At 58.0% G+C, this 16,534-nt stretch carries 15 protein-coding genes; 7 read left to right on the plus strand and 8 right to left on the minus strand.

What is annotated here, in order from left to right; all coding sequences use genetic code 11:
* A partial coding sequence (locus tag C5P05_RS24905) for a flagellin (protein ID WP_269813967.1) occupies positions 1-912 on the plus strand: 912 nt, incomplete at its 5' end.
* 100 nt (positions 913-1,012) lie between these two features.
* On the opposite strand, the gene C5P05_RS24910 is transcribed toward C5P05_RS24905, so the two are convergent.
* From C5P05_RS24910 to C5P05_RS24945, 8 genes are read right to left on the minus strand one after another with little or no spacing between them, the layout of a single operon-like run.
* Positions 1,013-1,780: a cephalosporin hydroxylase family protein gene (locus C5P05_RS24910; RefSeq protein WP_198674858.1), complete on the minus strand. Its 768-nt coding sequence runs from the start codon at positions 1,778-1,780 to the stop codon at positions 1,013-1,015.
* Entirely contained in the window at positions 1,777-2,949 is a 1,173-nt protein-coding gene (locus C5P05_RS24915) for a class I SAM-dependent methyltransferase (protein ID WP_114972559.1), read from the minus strand. The genes C5P05_RS24910 and C5P05_RS24915 overlap by 4 nt, the downstream gene beginning before the upstream one ends.
* Positions 2,946-3,833 (minus strand): NAD-dependent epimerase/dehydratase family protein, encoded by an 888-nt coding sequence (locus C5P05_RS24920; protein WP_114972560.1) that lies wholly within the window; start codon positions 3,831-3,833, stop codon positions 2,946-2,948. The genes C5P05_RS24915 and C5P05_RS24920 overlap by 4 nt, the downstream gene beginning before the upstream one ends.
* Positions 3,830-5,083, minus strand: coding sequence for a class I SAM-dependent methyltransferase (locus C5P05_RS24925; protein ID WP_114972561.1), 1,254 nt, complete (start codon positions 5,081-5,083; stop codon positions 3,830-3,832). The genes C5P05_RS24920 and C5P05_RS24925 overlap by 4 nt, the downstream gene beginning before the upstream one ends.
* The gene (locus C5P05_RS24930) at positions 5,080-5,640 is read right to left on the minus strand and encodes a dTDP-4-dehydrorhamnose 3,5-epimerase family protein (protein ID WP_114972562.1); all 561 of its coding nucleotides are present in this window, start codon (positions 5,638-5,640) and stop codon (positions 5,080-5,082) included. Before C5P05_RS24930 ends, C5P05_RS24925 begins: the two co-directional genes overlap by 4 nt.
* Positions 5,637-6,695: a CDP-glucose 4,6-dehydratase gene (gene rfbG, locus C5P05_RS24935; RefSeq protein ID WP_114972563.1), complete on the minus strand. Its 1,059-nt coding sequence runs from the start codon at positions 6,693-6,695 to the stop codon at positions 5,637-5,639. The genes C5P05_RS24930 and rfbG overlap by 4 nt, the downstream gene beginning before the upstream one ends.
* Complete coding sequence (rfbF, locus tag C5P05_RS24940; RefSeq protein ID WP_114972564.1) at positions 6,695-7,465, minus strand: glucose-1-phosphate cytidylyltransferase; 771 nt, start codon at positions 7,463-7,465, stop codon at positions 6,695-6,697. The genes rfbG and rfbF overlap by 1 nt, the downstream gene beginning before the upstream one ends.
* The gene (locus tag C5P05_RS24945) at positions 7,462-12,345 is read right to left on the minus strand and encodes a tetratricopeptide repeat protein (protein WP_157979453.1); all 4,884 of its coding nucleotides are present in this window, start codon (positions 12,343-12,345) and stop codon (positions 7,462-7,464) included. The genes rfbF and C5P05_RS24945 overlap by 4 nt, the downstream gene beginning before the upstream one ends.
* A 170-nt stretch (positions 12,346-12,515) precedes the next feature.
* On the opposite strand from C5P05_RS24945, the gene flhD reads away from it, so the two are divergent.
* The 6 genes from flhD (at position 12,516) to C5P05_RS24975 (ending at position 16,453) form a co-directional block, all read left to right on the plus strand.
* On the plus strand, positions 12,516-12,842 hold the full coding sequence (flhD, locus tag C5P05_RS24950) for a flagellar transcriptional regulator FlhD (RefSeq protein ID WP_114972566.1): 327 nt from the start codon (positions 12,516-12,518) through the stop codon (positions 12,840-12,842).
* 11 nt (positions 12,843-12,853) lie between these two features.
* Positions 12,854-13,390 (plus strand): flagellar transcriptional regulator FlhC, encoded by a 537-nt coding sequence (gene flhC, locus C5P05_RS24955; protein WP_114972567.1) that lies wholly within the window; start codon positions 12,854-12,856, stop codon positions 13,388-13,390.
* A 151-nt stretch (positions 13,391-13,541) separates the two neighbouring features.
* A complete protein-coding gene (gene motA / locus C5P05_RS24960) occupies positions 13,542-14,402 on the plus strand; it encodes a flagellar motor stator protein MotA (protein ID WP_114972568.1) in 861 nt (286 codons plus the stop codon).
* 17 nt (positions 14,403-14,419) lie between these two features.
* A complete protein-coding gene (gene motB, locus C5P05_RS24965) occupies positions 14,420-15,346 on the plus strand; it encodes a flagellar motor protein MotB (RefSeq protein WP_114972569.1) in 927 nt (308 codons plus the stop codon).
* A 67-nt stretch (positions 15,347-15,413) separates the two neighbouring features.
* Positions 15,414-15,803: a chemotaxis response regulator CheY gene (cheY, locus tag C5P05_RS24970; RefSeq protein WP_114972570.1), complete on the plus strand. Its 390-nt coding sequence runs from the start codon at positions 15,414-15,416 to the stop codon at positions 15,801-15,803.
* Between the two features lie 5 nt (positions 15,804-15,808).
* Complete coding sequence (locus tag C5P05_RS24975) at positions 15,809-16,453, plus strand: protein phosphatase CheZ (RefSeq protein ID WP_114972571.1); 645 nt, start codon at positions 15,809-15,811, stop codon at positions 16,451-16,453.
* Positions 16,454-16,534 lie beyond the last annotated feature (81 nt).

The raw sequence follows: 16,534 nt of genomic DNA on the forward strand, positions 1-16,534 counted from the left end.
GCGGGTGCGAATAACACGACAGCTGGCACGGTGGCCATCAACGGTTCATTGGGCAGCGCCACGATCACGATTGCCGTCAATAGCACCGCCCAAGCCAATACCGCCTTGATCAATGCCCAAAAGGCGATTACGGGTGTGACGGCGACAGCGCAGACGGATGTCAGCTTGACATTTGCTACCGCAGGCTCCTACAGCCTGACGCTTCAATCAGATAACACGACCACGCAGGCCATTTCCTTCTCCCTGTCGGCCACCGGCACTGCGGACGGTCTCTCGGCCGCAGTCTCGGCCATTAACGACCAGTCGTCCAAGACCGGCGTCACGGCCGCCTTGAATACGGCCGGTACGGCAGTGGTGTTGACCAACGCCGCCGGTAACGACATTACCGTGTCGGACACGGCGGTGGCGAATGCGGGCAATGTGACTGTGCAGAAACTCAACAGCGCCGGCGCCGCATCTGGAGGTTCAGCTGTGCTGACGGCTGACGTTACCGCGGCGAGCGCAACTACGGTCGGCTATATCACCCTCGATTCCGAGAAATCGTTTGCCACCGACACCACTACCACGAACGCATTTACAGACGCGGGCTCAACACTCAACAAAGTGTCTGATCTGGATGTCACGACCTTTAGCAATGCAACGAATGCCCTCAAGACGGTTGACTCCGCGCTGGCCTTCATCAGCGGAGAACGGGCCAAACTGGGCGCTCTGCAATCCCGTTTTGAGACCACCATTTCCAATTTGCAGGTGACATCGGAGAACCTGTCCGCCTCGCGCTCACGGATCCAGGATGCTGACTTCGCCATGGAAACTGCCAACCTGTCGCGTGCCCAGATTCTGCAACAAGCCGGTACCGCCATGGTGGCGCAGGCCAACCAGATTCCACAAGGCGTATTGGCCTTGCTGAAGTAGTACCTTGTCCGACTCGCAAACCAGGGTTTGCAGTACCTCAACCCCGCGTCAGCGGGGGTTTTCTTTTGAAGGTGCGTCTATTGCTCCGCAATCGTCCGTGTCACACCCGCTTTAACCAGGCCCCGGGCCAGTGCGTAATATTCTGATCCAGTGCGCTCTCATTGAAGGGCCATACGGGCTGCTCGATCACGAACTCTGGATGCTTGACGCAGAAGTCCCGCGCGGCAAAGGTCGGGTTGTCGGTCGTCCAGCCTGGCGTGCCACGCGGCACGTCGGCCAAGTCGTGCATGATGCCGTCGGTTGCCACAATGTAAGAGCCCAGCGTGACCATATCGCCATAGGCTTCCAGTTCGTCATGCACGTGGGCATACGTGTGGTTTGAATCAAGGATGACCAACACCGTCTCGCCCGGTTTTACCAGCGATTTGACTTGCGCCACGATGTCCGGTGCCGTGGAGCTGCCCTCAATCAAAGTGATGCGGTCACTTAAAGGATGCGACTCTATGGCCACCCGGTTGTGGGCGCGGATTTCGATGTCGATACCGACCACGCGCCCCTTTTCCATCGATTTACACAGGCTTGAGTAAAAGATGAGAGAGCCGCCGTGGGCCACACCGGTCTCAATAATCACATCAGGCTTCAGTCTGAAAATCACCTCCTGCATCCGGATCATGTCTTCCGGCAACTGAATCACGGGGCGGCCCATCCAGCTGAAGGTGTATTGATATTTCTGGTTCCAGCCCACGCGCACCCACTGGCGGGAGACCGCTTCGAAGGCCTCTTTGGAATACAAATCCAGCGTTCTGGTTTGCCCCTCTTCATCTAGGGTCAGTGTGTTGGTGTCGGTATCCAGGATAAGTTTCATCATTCGCTCCAATCAATCAAATCGAGTTCAATGCCAGCCTCGGCCAGCAACCGCTGGTTTTCTTCACGGTAATTCGGATTCATCAGCACCGCACGCTTGACGCCGCGCCGCGACAAATCAGCTGGCGCGACGATGGGATGACCGGTGCCGGGGATGTAGCCCCCCTGCTTGTTGGGATTCAAATCCACCACGCAATCAATCAGGACGCCATCTGGATCGACCAGGTTGGCGAAGGTGGCGCCCTTGGCGCCAGCCCCCCACAAAGCCACGTTTCCATGGCCCTTGAGTTCGTGCAGCTTGTACAGCCATTTTTGCCGCAGGATGGCTTCATCGGCTCCATAGGCTTGGGCCAGCGCTGCCGTTCCGGAAAGATTTTCAGCCAGGGCCAAGGGGGCACAGCCTAACCTGGCCTCCAGCCACAGATACTGCCCGCCAAAGATGTGATCGACGCGTTCCACCGCAAAGCCGGCCCGCGTGAACGCCTCACGCAGTGAGCCCGCGCTAAACAACGAGCAGTGTTCATAGAAAAAGTCCCACACCACCCGATTACGCAGAATCCATTCCACACAGGGTGTCTCGAAGAACACGCGGGCATGCGGCGATCGCGCCAGCGCGGCCCGCACCGAACGCAGCAGGACCATCGGTTCCGGCACGTGCTCGATCACATGACGGCACACCACGACGTCGGCCACGACATCGGCGCAGGTGTCGTCGTAGTAACAGCGGCGAAAAGCGAGTCGTCCGCCCAAATCCATGCCCGGCCCGACATAACTCGGGTCAAAGCCAAAACCAGTGTTATTGGAAGCAGGGAAGTTCACCAGCTTGCGCAGAAACTGGCCTTTGCCGCAACCCACTTCGACGATGGTGCTGTTGCGCACACCCTGCCGGTCCACCAGGTCTTTGACCAATCCATCCAGATACGCATCGAAATAGCCCGAACAGGACTGGGTGTTGTCATAGTCTGCGCCATAGGCCAGCCGGGAGAGATCAAAGGCTCGGTTGAAGACAAATCCACAATCCACGCAGACCACCAAGTCCAGCTCGCCCCGGGTTACCGACCGTGCGGCGCCCTGGCTGGTGACGACAAGATTCTGATGCACGGGTACCTGGCGACGCCAAAGAAAAGGCTTCAAATGCTCGCCCTGGCACACCGGGCATAGACGAGTCGTCATGGTTGCACCTCCCGTACTGTTCGTTCCCATCCCTGCACCAGGGACATGGCCGGCTGCCAGTCCAATGACTGTAGCTTGCGACTCTCGCCCACCAGCAAGAGGGGTTCATCCGGCCGCTCTGTCGTCAAACCCAACACAGCCTGCGGATCAGCATCCAACAGTCGCGCCAGGTCACGCACCACATCGGCCAACTGCACGGGCTGCCCGGAACTGATGTTGTAAGCCCCGTGGGCACCACGGCGCAGCAAGGTAAGCAACCCTTCCGCCACGTCGGAAGCATGCAAAAAATCCCGGTACGCGAAGGCATTGATGCCGAAAGGCGGGCGTTTTCCTCGAAACACGTCAATCAGGGAAGGAATGAGCCGAGGGCTGGCTTCGCCGTTGCCAAAAGGCAGAAACACCCGCCCCCAGGCACACGGCACGTGGTACTGAGCGCATACCGCCATCACCAACCGCCGTGCCGCATCCTTGGCCGTGCCGTAGAGCGTGGCCGGGTTCAGAGGCGTGCAGTCTTCGCGACAATAACCATACGACCAGTCGTATTCAGCGCAGGTGCCGGCAACCACCACCTGCTGCCCCCCGGTTTGGCAAAACGCCTCGACCAGTCGGATCGTGGCGTCCACCCAACGCAAATTCAAAGGCGAGGTCCAGTATTGGCCGTGTTCGGCATACCAGGCCAGATGCAGGAGGTGAGTAGCACCTGAAGCCTGAGTCAGCGTCGCAAGGTCCGGGCTGGCCAATATATCCGCCTCAATGAAGTCTGCAAACGCACTGTCGGGTGCGCGGGTGCGCCCCAGCATGACCGTGTCGACACCCTGACGGCGCAGATGGTCCAGCACATAGCGCCCCAGAAATCCACTCGCGCCGGTTAGCAGGACCCTCATTCGGACAATCCCGGTGCAATGGCAAGCGTTGGCACCGCTGTCACAAACTGTGCGCCCCAAGCTTGCGCGTAGGCGAGTTGGGCCATGACCTCCTGGCGCAAATTCCACGGCAGGATCAGGATGTAATCCGGCTTGTGCACCTTCAGGTGTGCCTCATCGACGATAGGGATACGGCTGCCTGGCATGAACTTGCCCTGCTTGGCCGGATTCCTGTCCACCACATAGGGCACCAAGTCTGGACGCACACCGGCAAAGTTCAGCAAAGTGTTGCCCTTGGCCGCGGCACCATAAGCGGCGACCTTGAGCCCCCGAGCTTGGGCGCTCAACAAAAATAAGAGCAGCTCACGCTTGATACGTATGGCCTGGGTCTGGAAATCGCTATAAAAATCGGATCGACTCACGCCGGCTTCTGTTTCGCGCGCCAGCAGTTGAGCCACGCGCGCATGTACCGCTTCAGCCAGCGGGCCAGCCACGCCGTCACTGCGGCGGGCCCATACGCGCAGGCTACCGCCGTGCGTCGGCAGCTCTTGTACATCGAACACCGTCAAACCGTTGGCGGCAAAGATGCGCTGCACCGCCGTAAGCGACAAATACGAGAAATGCTCGTGGTACAGCGTGTCAAACTGGCACTGCTGCACCAGCTGCAGCAGATGCGGGAACTCAAACGTGGCCACGCCCTGCGGTTTGAGCAGCACGGCAAAGCCAGCCACGAAGTCGTTGATATCGGGCACGTGGGCCAGCACGTTGTTGGCCGTGGTCAAGTCCGCCGCCTGACCCTGCGCCACCAAGTCATGCGCCAGCGCCACGCCAAAAAAACGTTCAACCACGGCCAGCCCCTTGGCGCGGGCAGCAGCGGCCGTACTGGCTGTCGGCTCAATGCCCAGGCAGGGAATGCCGCGCTGGGCCACGTACTGGAGCAAGTAGCCGTCGTTGGCGGCGACCTCCACCACATGGCTGTGCGCGCCCAATGCAAAGCGCTGCGCCATGTCAGCCACGTAGGCTTGCGCATGGGCCAGCCAGCTGCTGGCGTAGGAGCTGAAATAGGCGTAGTCGGCATCAAACAGTTCGTGCGCCTGGGCAAAGTCTTCCGTTTGCACCAGCCAGCAGTTTTCACAAACCAACACCCGCAGCGGGTACCAGCGCTCGGGCGCGTGCAGGGCATCTTGGCTCAGATAGGCGTTGGACGGGGGTGCCGTGCCCAAGTCGGCCAGCGACAGCGTCACAGTGCAGGCGCAGTGTCGACACTTCATGGCGCAATTCCTTCATAGTGGATGCCAAGCAGCGCATGGGATCGGTCGCGCGCTGAGCGCTCCAGCACCGGCAGCGGCCAGGCAATGGCCAGACGCGCATCCAGCGCATCCAGGCCACCCTCGCACGCCGGCACATGGGGCGCAGAGTGGCAATACAACAGTTCGACGTCGTCACTGAGCGCCTGGAAGCCATGCGCAAAGCCTTGAGGGATCAACAGGGCGCAACCGTTCCCGGCCGACAGGGGCTCGGCATGCCAGCGCAAAAAGGTGGGCGAACCAGCGCGCAAGTCTACGGCCACGTCCCACACTTGGCCACGGATGCAGCTCACGAGCTTGACCTCCGCGTGCGGTGGCTTTTGAAAATGCAGGCCGCGCACCGTGCCGCGCCGGGCCGTGTGGGTGTGGTTGATTTGGGCGATGGGGTAGGTCCAGCCTGCATCGGCGAGTTCTTCAGCGCAAAACAGCCGCGACAAGCACCCACGCGCGTCGCCCAGGCGCTGACGTTCGATGCGCTGGAGGCCCGCCAGCGGAAGGGCGGTGATGGTGAAGCGGCTCATGTCAGCGCTTCGTATTGCGCAATGTCCGCCTCGCACAACAAGCGGGCATCGGCCCCCGCGTGTTGTGCCCGGTACCAAGCCATGGTTCGATACACGGCCTCGGCCAGTGACCAGCACGGCTGCACCCCAAGTACCGAGCGAGCCTTGGCGGTCTCCAGTGCCAGCCAGCCGGCTTCGTGCGGCTTATCGCTATTATTTTCATAGCTTACTTCGCTATATTCATGGGGGCTAGACGCTAATTTAACCACTTTCCCCACAGAGGCAACCTCGTGCGAGTGCGGCCCCAGGTTGTAGGCCCCCGCCAGCGCGGGCTGATCCCAAAGCTGGCGGGCCAGCGCCAGGTAACCCGCCAATGGCTCCAACACATGCTGCCAGGGTCGCGTGGCCTGCGGATGGCGGATCAGCAAAGGTCGCCCGCTCTGCCATGCACGCACGGCGTCGGGTATCAGGCGATCCTCGGACCAATCCCCACCACCGATGACGTTTCCGGCTCTGGCGCTCGCCACGGCAACACCAGCCGTTCCCAAATAAGAAGCACGATAGCTGGCGATGACGAGCTCAGTGGCCGCCTTGCTGGCGCTATAGGGGTCGTGACCACCCAGTGCGTCGTCCTCCCGGTACGGGTAGTGCCACTCACGATTTTGATAGACCTTGTCGGTGGTCACCGCCACCACGACGCGCGCACTGTCAACATCACGCAGCGCATCGAGCAGATTGGCCGTGCCCATCACGTTGGTGCCAAAGGTCTCCAGAGGCCGCTGGTAGCTCGCGCGCACCAAAGCCTGGGCCGCCAGGTGCAGCACAATCTCGGGGCGGGCAGCGCGCATCAGTGACTTGAGTGCCTGTGCGTCGCGAATGTCGCAAGTATGGCTAGGCATCCACGGCTTGGTACCCAGCAGCGCAAACAAGCTGGGTTGCGTAGCAGGCGGCAGCGCGATACCAGTCACCTCTGCCCCCAGGCGTTGCAGCCATAAGGCCAACCAGGCCCCCTTGAATCCGGTGTGGCCGGTCAACAAGACGCGCTTGCCATGCCAAAAGTCAGCGCGGGGCAACATCACCACACCTTCCACGGGGCAAGCCCTGCCTGCCATAGGTCTTCGAGCATATTCTTCTCACGCAAAGTGTCCATGGGTTGCCAAAAGCCCGTGTGCTCAAATGCCATGAGTTGCCCGTCGGCCGCCAGGCCGGCAAGCGGCCCAAGCTCCCAGCTGGTGCTGTCATCGACAATGCGGTCGATGCAACGGGGCGACAGTACGAAGAAGCCTCCATTGATCAGGCCTCCATCGCCGCGCGGCTTTTCAGTGAACCCCAGGACGTTGGCACCTGTCATTTGAAGAGCCCCGTATCGACCGGGGGGTTGCACCGCCGTCACGGTCGCCAGCTTGCCATGTTGAGCGTGAAACGCGATAGTGGACGAAATATCAACATCAGACACACCGTCGCCATAGGTGAAGCAAAAAGCGTCGTCCCCTCTGACATAGTCCGCCACCCGTTTGAGGCGACCGCCCGTCATGGTCTCGTCACCGGTATCCACGAGAGTGACCCGCCAGGGTTCGGCATGCTTGTGATGCACCTCCATGCGGTTGTTGGCCATGTCAAAGGTGACGTCCGACATGTGCAGGAAGTAGTTGGCAAAATACTCCTTGATGAGGTAGCCCTTGTAGCCACAGCAAATGACAAACTCATTGACGCCGTGCGCCGAATACATCTTCAGGATGTGCCACAGTATGGGTTTGCCACCAATTTCGATCATCGGTTTGGGCTTGAGGTGCGTTTCTTCGCTAATGCGGGTGCCCAAGCCTCCGGCGAGGATGACGGCTTTCACCGAGCCCCCCCTTGCTGCTCTGGCACAAGCATGGGAGTAGGCGCCTCACCGTTACAAAACCGAGTCCACATTGCGTCATACGCCCACTCCACGCCACGCGTAAATCCCTTGCCGTCCATTAAGGGGGAGCCCAGCATCCGGTTGCGCATGCCGGCGCGCAAACGGGTAAGCCCCTCGATGTCAGACGACAAAGTACAGGCCTTGTCGATGTAGTCCTGCTCGCTGTGTGCCACCCACTCCGGCAATCCAAGATTCATCATAAAAGTCGTTCCAATTCGCCCCAGCGGTGGACGCTCCGCCAGCGTCAGCGCCGGCACCCCCATCCACAAGGCATCGACCAGCATGGTGCCACCGCTGTGCGGAAAACAGTCCAGCAAGATGTCAAAGTCGTGCAGCCCCTTGAAGATATTGCTGCTGCAGCGCATGTCAACCCGTTCCGTGTCAAGGCCGTGTTTCTGCATCAATGATCGGAAGTGTGCCTGATTAAGTGGATCAGAAAAACTCCTGAAATCCAGCACCAGCCTGGCCGTTGGCATTTGACGGAGCAGGTCACCCCAAACGCGGAAAGTGCGGTGATTCAGACGTTCGGTGCGGCCAGAATAGCCAAACGTGACGAAGCCGTTTTTCAAACAGGGCGGAGGCTGCGGCAGGTCTGTCTCTGTCATGGACTCAAAAGGCACAAAACAGTGCGGTAACCGCACGATATTCTCACGTGCAATCGTCTCGGGTGGGGCGATGTAGGGGTCAAACAGAACGTAGTCAACGGCCTTGAGTCCGGTGGTCCAGGCTGCACCCAACCAGGTCACCTGGATAGGTGCGGGTTTCAATGCAAAGACGCCGAGGCGCTCGTCGCGCATGTGGTTGCATCCGTCCACCAGAATGTCAATGCCGTCCGCTTGAATACGCGCGGCTACATCCGCGTCCGACATCTCCCGAACATCACACCAGTGCTCAAACACCGACTTGAATTTTTCGGTGAAACCATCGTCCAGCTTGACGTTCGAGTAAGCAAACAACTCCACTTTGGTGTGGTCGTGGTTGGCAAAAAATGGCCAAAAATAAAACCGAGAGGTATGCCGCCGAAAGTCTGGCGACACATAGCCCACCTTGAGACGCCGGCCCGGAGTACGATCATGCGCGGAAAAATCTGTCGCAGGTGTTGCGAAACGATCACCCCACTGCACAAATTCGGAAAATATTTCGTTGACCGTGAGATCTGGATGGTAAGACAAAGCATACAGCCGTCGCTCCCAAAGCTCTGCGTCATCGGGTAACACTGCCATGGCGGCGTCGGCCTGGGAGACGACCTCCTCAAACTCCGAGAGTTTGGCGTAGTTCATGCAGAGACTTTGGTGTGCCTGAGCCCGATGAATCTGAACCATGCGGCCCTGATGGGGGACAGCCGAGAGCATCTCAAGTGCTTTTTTGTAGCTCGAAACCGACTCGATCAAGCGGCCCTGCTCATCCAGAACTCGCCCCAGATGGTTATACGCCGGACCGTAACCAGGTTCTGCCGCCAGTCCTTGACGGAAGAACTCGCCGGCCTCGTCAAAACGATCCTGCACGAGCAAGTTTGCGCCCAGATTGATCAAGGCCGACGGGAACGCTGGTCGCAGGAGCAACGCGACGCGCAAGTTGACCTCGGCCTCCACAGGATGATTCTGACTTTGAAGTGCAAAACCGAAGTTGCTTAGCGCACCCGCGTCACGCGGAGCGAGTTCAACAGCTTTGCGCAGGGGCTCGATCGCCTCGCTCACCTGATCTTGGTTGACCAAAGCAGCACCCAAGGCTTTCCACCCGAAGGCTGACTGTGGGTATCGAAGCGTCATGGCCCGAGCCAGGACAACTACTTCATCCAATTTATCTTGGTTGAACAATTCTTCAACATGACTGATCTCGCTCGCTCGCACTGGTTTTGTCAGTACCGATTTTTTGGACCTGCGGGTCCTTGATGGCGCTTCCTTGGCCGATTGGTCCGAATGCCCCTGTTCGCCACCGCACGCCAGGTAAGCCGCATCAACCGCACGCAAGACCAGCTCAGCCAGGACCGCCGCGTGCAATCCAAGACGGCGCCTTTGCTCCAGCATCCGAACGGCCTCACCACACTGGCCGGATTGAAGCAAAGCGTCAAAATAGCTCAGCCAATACTGCCAGTTGGCGGGCTCAGTTGCCAGTGCATTGCGGAAATACCGCAAGCTTCCCGCAGCGTGCCCCGTTTCAAGGGCGATGACTGCCAGATTGTGATTGGCATCAGCGTGGTGAGGTGCCACCTCCAGGATCGCCCGGTACATCTCCTCGGCCACATCCAGTTTTCCGTCCCGGTGCTGCGTCAATGCGATATCCATGCTTTGCCGCAAGGCATGCTGCAAGTCACCCTCGATGGAGGCTTTGGGCTCTTCCATGAGGGTATCGACCAAGGGTCGCGGCGGTTCACGGTTCATTTTCTTGTTCTCTGATTGAATCCAGTGCTCAAACATAGCGACGTATGCATCCTCGACATGGCGTGCAAATCCCGCCTCGTCCATCAAGGGGCTTGCTTCCAGTTCATGCCGAAGACTCATGCGCAATGCGTTCATACGAACCGGGTCGTGCGCCAGAGCCACCACCGATTCAACATATTCCAGCTCAGAGTAAGCGATCAGCTCTGGATGTCCGACGCCCTCAAGAATGGCACTACCGATTCGACCTACGCTAGGCCGGCCCGCCAGGGTGACATAGGGAACACCCATGTACAACATTTCCAGCAACGTCGTGCCTGAATTGTGCGGGAAGCAATCCAGCGCGATGTCAATTCCTCGCAGGACATCCCAGGGAGGGCTGTGGAAGCCGATATCCAGCCGCGCGCGATCGATACCCAGTTCCAAAAATTTCTGAGCAAGTGCGGCCTGCGCAGCGGCATCCTTGAAGTTGACGCTGTCAATCACCAGGCGCGAACCTCTTACACGCTTGAGAATCTCAGCCCAGGCCCGAACCGTTCGGTAGTTAATTCGAATTGAACGGGTCAGGGTGCCGAACGTCACATAAGCACGCTCGTTCGACGGCAATGGATTGACCTCACCGAGGTCAGAAAGTGGTCGGTAAACAAGCGCAGGCACGGGCAAACGCCACGGCTTCTCGGCAAAGAGATGCTCACTGCCCGCCGGCACTGTTTGGTCATCTGTCAGGTAATAGTCAATAGCCGAGAGGCCAGTGGTATAGCCAAAGTCAAGCCAGTGCAGCGAAACAGGCGCGGGTTTTCTGGCAAATACACCCAAACGGTTGCCACGTGTTTGACCAGAAATATCCACCAGCACATCGATACCGTCTGCTCGAATACGCGCCGCGAGGGCGTCGTCACTGACCCCAACGGTAGATACCCAGTGATCAACATAGCCTTGGTAGCGCGCCGTTACTTCGTCCGCAACAGAGAGGAGCTCAGAGTACGCGAATACCTCAAAGCGGCCGTGATCATGATGGGCCAGCAATGGTTCAAGAAAAAATCTTGTCGAATGGCGGCTGAACGTGGCGCAAACATAGCCAAGTCGCAAACGACGTTTGCCGCCGTCGTAGCTGTTGTCATGTGCCCGCCAATCGGCCTTGTACGGCAGCCCGAGTTGCTCGTCGAATTCGCGGTAGGTCCTGAATATTTCTTCCGCTGTCTTGTCTGGGTGGTAGTTCAGCAAAAACAGCAGGTTGCTATACGCGGCCGCGTCAAACGGGTTGAGCGCAATAGCACGCCGGGTGCTACCTTCGGCCTCTTCAAGGCGACCCTGATCCTTGAGAAGGTAGCCCAGGATGTTGTGCGCCTGGGCCAAGTCCGGTTGAACCTGCAGAGCGCGACGAATACAACTCTCAGCCAGCTCCGCCATCCCCTTCTCATCAAGCACGACACCCAGGTTCAGGTGTGCCACATGAAAGGTCTCATCCAGAGCCAGACAACGCAGAAAACAGCTTTCTGCCTGCGCCAGCCGACCCTGTCGATGAAAGGCCATACCCAGATTTGAATGGGCGGACACCAGCGACGGATTGAGGCGTATCGCCTTTCGAAAACAAACTTCAGCCTCAATCAATTCACCACCATCGATCAGTGCCACGCCCAGGCGGTCCAGATTGGCTGCATCACCAGGGTCTAGAACCGCTACTTTTCTCATGGGTTCAATGGTCACTGCCGCGTCTCTTCCCTGACCACGCAATGCAACACTCAACATCCTCCACCCCATCACATTGCTAGGATACCGTTGGGCAAGCCCACGCGCGCGCGACTCCATCTCTTCGAACTGACTTTGGTTCAAGAGCGCCGTGACAGTGACGATTTCGGCCGCACTGGGCACTCCGCTGTCGTTCAAACCCGCGCCCGAGTTCGACACGTTTGCTTGTGCTGATTCAAGGGGCTCGTCAACCAAGCGGTCCACCAACTCTTCAATTGCCCCTTGCGCAAGCCCCCCGCGGCGTGCTCGTTCCAGCGTTTGCCCGGCAACCGAGTACTGTCTGGACTGGATCAGTGCGTCAACGGTGCCAATCCAATATTGCCAATTCTTGCCATCCGACGCCAGCGCCGCGTAAAAGTAAGGCACCGCAGACGCCGCTTGACCAGACTGCACAGCCAAGGTGCCCATGTTGTGATTGGCATCCGGATGGTCGGGCTGCATGGCAAGCACCACTTGGTAGAGTTGTTCTGCATGGCGCAATCTGCCGGCGCGGTGGTGCGCCAGCGCCTGTTGCAGGCTTTCATGCACGATCCGCTGCAGACCTGCATCCAGTCCGATCTCTGCTGAGCACGCTGGCTCTTCTGTCAGCAAAAGCACCGTGTCTGTCATATAGCTGCCATTAGTTGAATGCTGCAAAGAATAAATGCGAAGAAAGAAAACAAAAGTGAAAATAGACGTCGATTTACCACTCAATACTTGTTGCGCGGCCTCGCAAGAGAAGAATTGTAAGAATTTCCCCTACAAGACTTCGATGCATGCCTGACACCCCAAACAGGCAGATGCCGATTCAAGTTCCCGACCGACCCGCCCAGAATCGACTCCATCGCGAAACCAAAGGGATTCGCCCACCGAAGGAGCCGAACATGACCGACGAACAACTCACCTCCGCCATCCGCGATGCCAACCTGACTTACCTCATGCTGGCGCAAAACCTGATTCGCAAGGACAAAGCCGAGGCACTGTTCCGGCTGGGCGTATCCGACGAGTCGGCCGACCTCATCGCCACCCTCTCGCCCTCGCAAATTTTGAAGATCGCGTCCAGCAACATGCTGCTCTGCCGTTTTCGGGTGGATGACGACATCGTGTGGAATCTGTTGACCAACCACACCGCGAGCAAAGTAGACAACGACGCCACCACCAAGCTGCACGCCAGCATTTTGATGGCCGGGCGTTTCGCTGAAGCAATGTAAGGAGCACGACCATGGCCACCAAAAGCGTTCTGAATGATTCCAAACAGGTTGAGCGGGCTGTCGCCCTGATTCAACTGGGCGCCCGCCTGCAGGTGCTGGAAAGCGAGACCGATCTGTCTTACGAACGCTTGCTGCGCCTGTATAAGGAAGTGGCCGGACGTTCTCCGTCCAAGGGCCAGCTGCCGTTTTCCACCGACTGGTTTCTGACTTGGCAGCCCAATATCCACGCGTCGCTGTTTCTAAACACCTATGAATACCTGAGCAAGGTCAGCGAGCTGGAAGACATTGACGCGGTCATGAAGGCCTACCGGCTTTACAGCGAACAAATAGCCGCCTGCGGCGTTGAGCCACTTTTATCCATCACGCGCGCCTGGCGCCTCGTGAAGTTTGTTGACAACAATATGCTGGGTCGAACCAAATGTTCCAAATGCGGCGGGCATTTTGTGACCGACCCATACGAGAATGCGCGTCACTTTGAATGCGGCCTGTGTACGCCACCCGCACGTGCCGGCAAAAGTGCCAGTGCCGGAGGGATATTGCTACACTAAGCGGCCAGATATGAAAGCATTCTTGAAAGGGCACCTTTGGGGCCCTTTTCTTGTTATTGGCGCTCAAACTTGCTTCATAGAATGATCTAACACGAGATACAGTTCTCGCTTCACCTTTGGATGCCACTTCGCATTTTGACTCTGTAAGAACATGATAGTTATTGTCGGTTACGCGGTCTCCATGGGTTGCATCTTTGGGGTGTACATCTTTCACGGTGGCAACATCGCTGTGATTCTCAAGGCCTTGCCATTCGAATTGATCACGATTTTTGGCGGCGCGTTAGGCGCTTTTGCGGTCAACAATCAGCCCAAGGTGCTGAGGGCCACGATGAAGCTTATCCCGCAGGCCATCAAGGGATCCAAATACACCAAGGCGCGCTACCTTGAGTTGATGGCCTTGCTGTACGACATCCTGCAAAAAGCCCGCAAAGAGGGCTTGATGGCCATTGAGAAGGATGTTGAAGACCCTCACTCATCGGAAATCTTCAAAAAGTACGCCACCGTTGGCAGCGACCACCATGTGGTGGAGTTCATGACCGATTACCTGCGCATGATGGTCTCGGGCAATCTGAACGCCCATGAAATTGAATCCCTGATGGACAGCGAGATTGACACCCACCATGCGGAGGCGCACGCCCCCATTGCGGCCATTGCCCGGCTGGCCGGGGCTTTGCCAGCGTTCGGTATTGTTGCCGCAGTTTTGGGTGTGGTGAACACCATGGGATCGGTCGGACAACCACCGGCGGTGCTGGGCGGCATGATTGCTTCGGCCTTGGTCGGCACGTTCTTGGGGATTCTGCTGGCCTATGGCGTGGTGGAACCCCTGGGTGGCCTGCTGGAGCAGAAGACAGAAGACGGGGCGAAAGAACTGCAGTGCATTAAAACTACGTTATTGGCCAGCATGCAAGGCTACAACCCATCCACCGCTATTGAGTTTGGCCGCAAAGTTCTTTTTTCCACTGAACGCCCCACCTTTATCGAGCTTGAAAGCTATGTGCGCGGCAAAAAATAGGCTCACGCTGACTTGATATGGCTACCGACGCCAAAAAGCTGCAGCCGATCATCGTCAAGAAGATCAAAAAAGGAGGGCACGCCGTGCATGGCGGCGCCTGGAAGATTGCGTACGCCGACTTTGTGACGGCCATGATGGCTTTTTTCTTGCTGATGTGGTTGCTGGGGTCAACCTCGGAAGGCGACAAGAAAGGCCTCTCGGACTACTTTACCGCGCCGCTGAAAGTATCCATGCTGGGGGGCAGCGGAGCTGGCGCCAGCAACAGCATCCTTCCCGGCGGAGGAGCCGATCTGACCAAGCAGGCGGGGCAGTCCCGCCGCGGTGAGGGCAACGACCCGATCCAAAAGAAAATGCTGGCTGAAGCCATGAAGGCGGAAGTGGCCAAGCAGGACGCCAAAAAGCTGGCATCCCTGAGCGCGAAGATCAGCGCGGTCATATCGAGTAACGCGAAACTTGCTGAATTTAGCTCGCAAATCAGACTGGATACGACGCCGGACGGCCTGCAGATCCAAATCGTCGATGACCAGAAACGCCCCATGTTTGACAGCGGAAGTGCCACCGTCAAGCCCTATATGCGTGACATACTGAGGGAAATCGGGGCTGCATTGAACGGGGTTGAAAACAAGGTCAGCCTGGATGGCCACACCGACCGCGCCCCGTACAGCAACGCCGAGCGGGGCTATAGCAACTGGGAACTCTCGGCCGATAGGGCCAATGCTTCAAGGCGGGAACTGGTGGCCGCTGGCATGCCAGACGACAAGCTGGCTCGGGTCGTCGGCTTGGCCTCCAGCAGCTTGCTTGATGCGCTCAATCCCTTGAGCCCGGCAAACCGTAGAATTAGCATTACCGTGATGACGCGTGAAGCCGAAGAGCGACTCATGGGAACCGGGCGTGCTCCAGACACCAAGGCCCAAGAACCTACAGCAGCGACAGTCAGCCAATAACATTGAGACATCATGATTCGGTATATACCAGTAACAGTTCGGACAAACGCCATTGAAAGGGTGTCCCATGGCAAATGAGCTTCGGTTTTTGGTTGTTGATGACTTTTCCACCATGCGGCGGATTGTGCGCAATCTCCTCAAGGAAAGTGGCTACACGGAGGCCGATGAGGCCGAAGATGGTGTAGTGGCACTGCAAAAACTGCGCAACAGTAGTTTTGACTTTGTTGTCAGCGACATCAACATGCCCAATATGAATGGCTTTCAGTTGCTGATGGAAATCAAAAAGGATGAAAAGCTCAAACACATCCCTGTTCTGATGGTGACGGCCGAGGCCCGAAAGGAAGACATCGTGATGGCAGCCCAGCAAGGTGCTGCGGGTTATATCGTCAAGCCTTTTACCAAGGCCACGCTGGAAGACAAGGTCAGCCTTATTCTCACCAAGTTGGGCTTGAAGTAAACGCTATGCAAAGCAATAACCCAACCCACCCGGCTGTCTCGCCGGACGTGCATCAGTCCATCGGGGTACTGACGCGGCAATTGCACGATGCTCTCAGCGGACTGGGCCTGACCGACAAGGTCAAGGACCTGGCAGGGGAAATACCCGATGCCCGGAGCCGCCTCTCCTATATTGCACGGCTTACCGGCGAAGCTGCCGAAAAAGTGCTGAACCGTGTCGACCAGGCCAAGGCACAACACGATCACATCGCAGCGGAAACCCGGCGCATTGGCGCCTTGATCGTCAAGGACCCGGTCGCGGCAGTGGCCAAAGGTCACGTCATGAATTTTCTGACCGATGTTGAAAAATCCACCCAGCAGATCGACCAGCATCTGACGGAAATCATGATGGCCCAGGACTTTCACGACCTGACAGGTCAGGTGATTGCCAAGGTGGTCAATCTGGCGGCCAGCATTGAAGTGCAGCTGGTCCAGTTACTGATTCAGACGGCCCCGGCAGATGCGGCCGTAAAAACGCCCGTAGCCGCACCGGCTCCGGCGACGGTTTACCAGCCGGCATTGGCAGGACCGGTCGTCAACGCTGCAGGCAACGCTGATGTCGTGACCGGTCAATCTGAAGTTGACGATTTGCTAGCCAGTCTGGGATTTTGAAGTGGCGGGTTAACCGCCTTCTTATCAGCCTTTAGTTAGCGCATCGCGTCATGACAATGGGGAGAACTTAACAGTCTCCCC

The sequence above is a fragment of the Rhodoferax ferrireducens genome (assembly GCF_003347515.1).
Lineage (GTDB): Bacteria > Pseudomonadota > Gammaproteobacteria > Burkholderiales > Burkholderiaceae_C > Rhodoferax.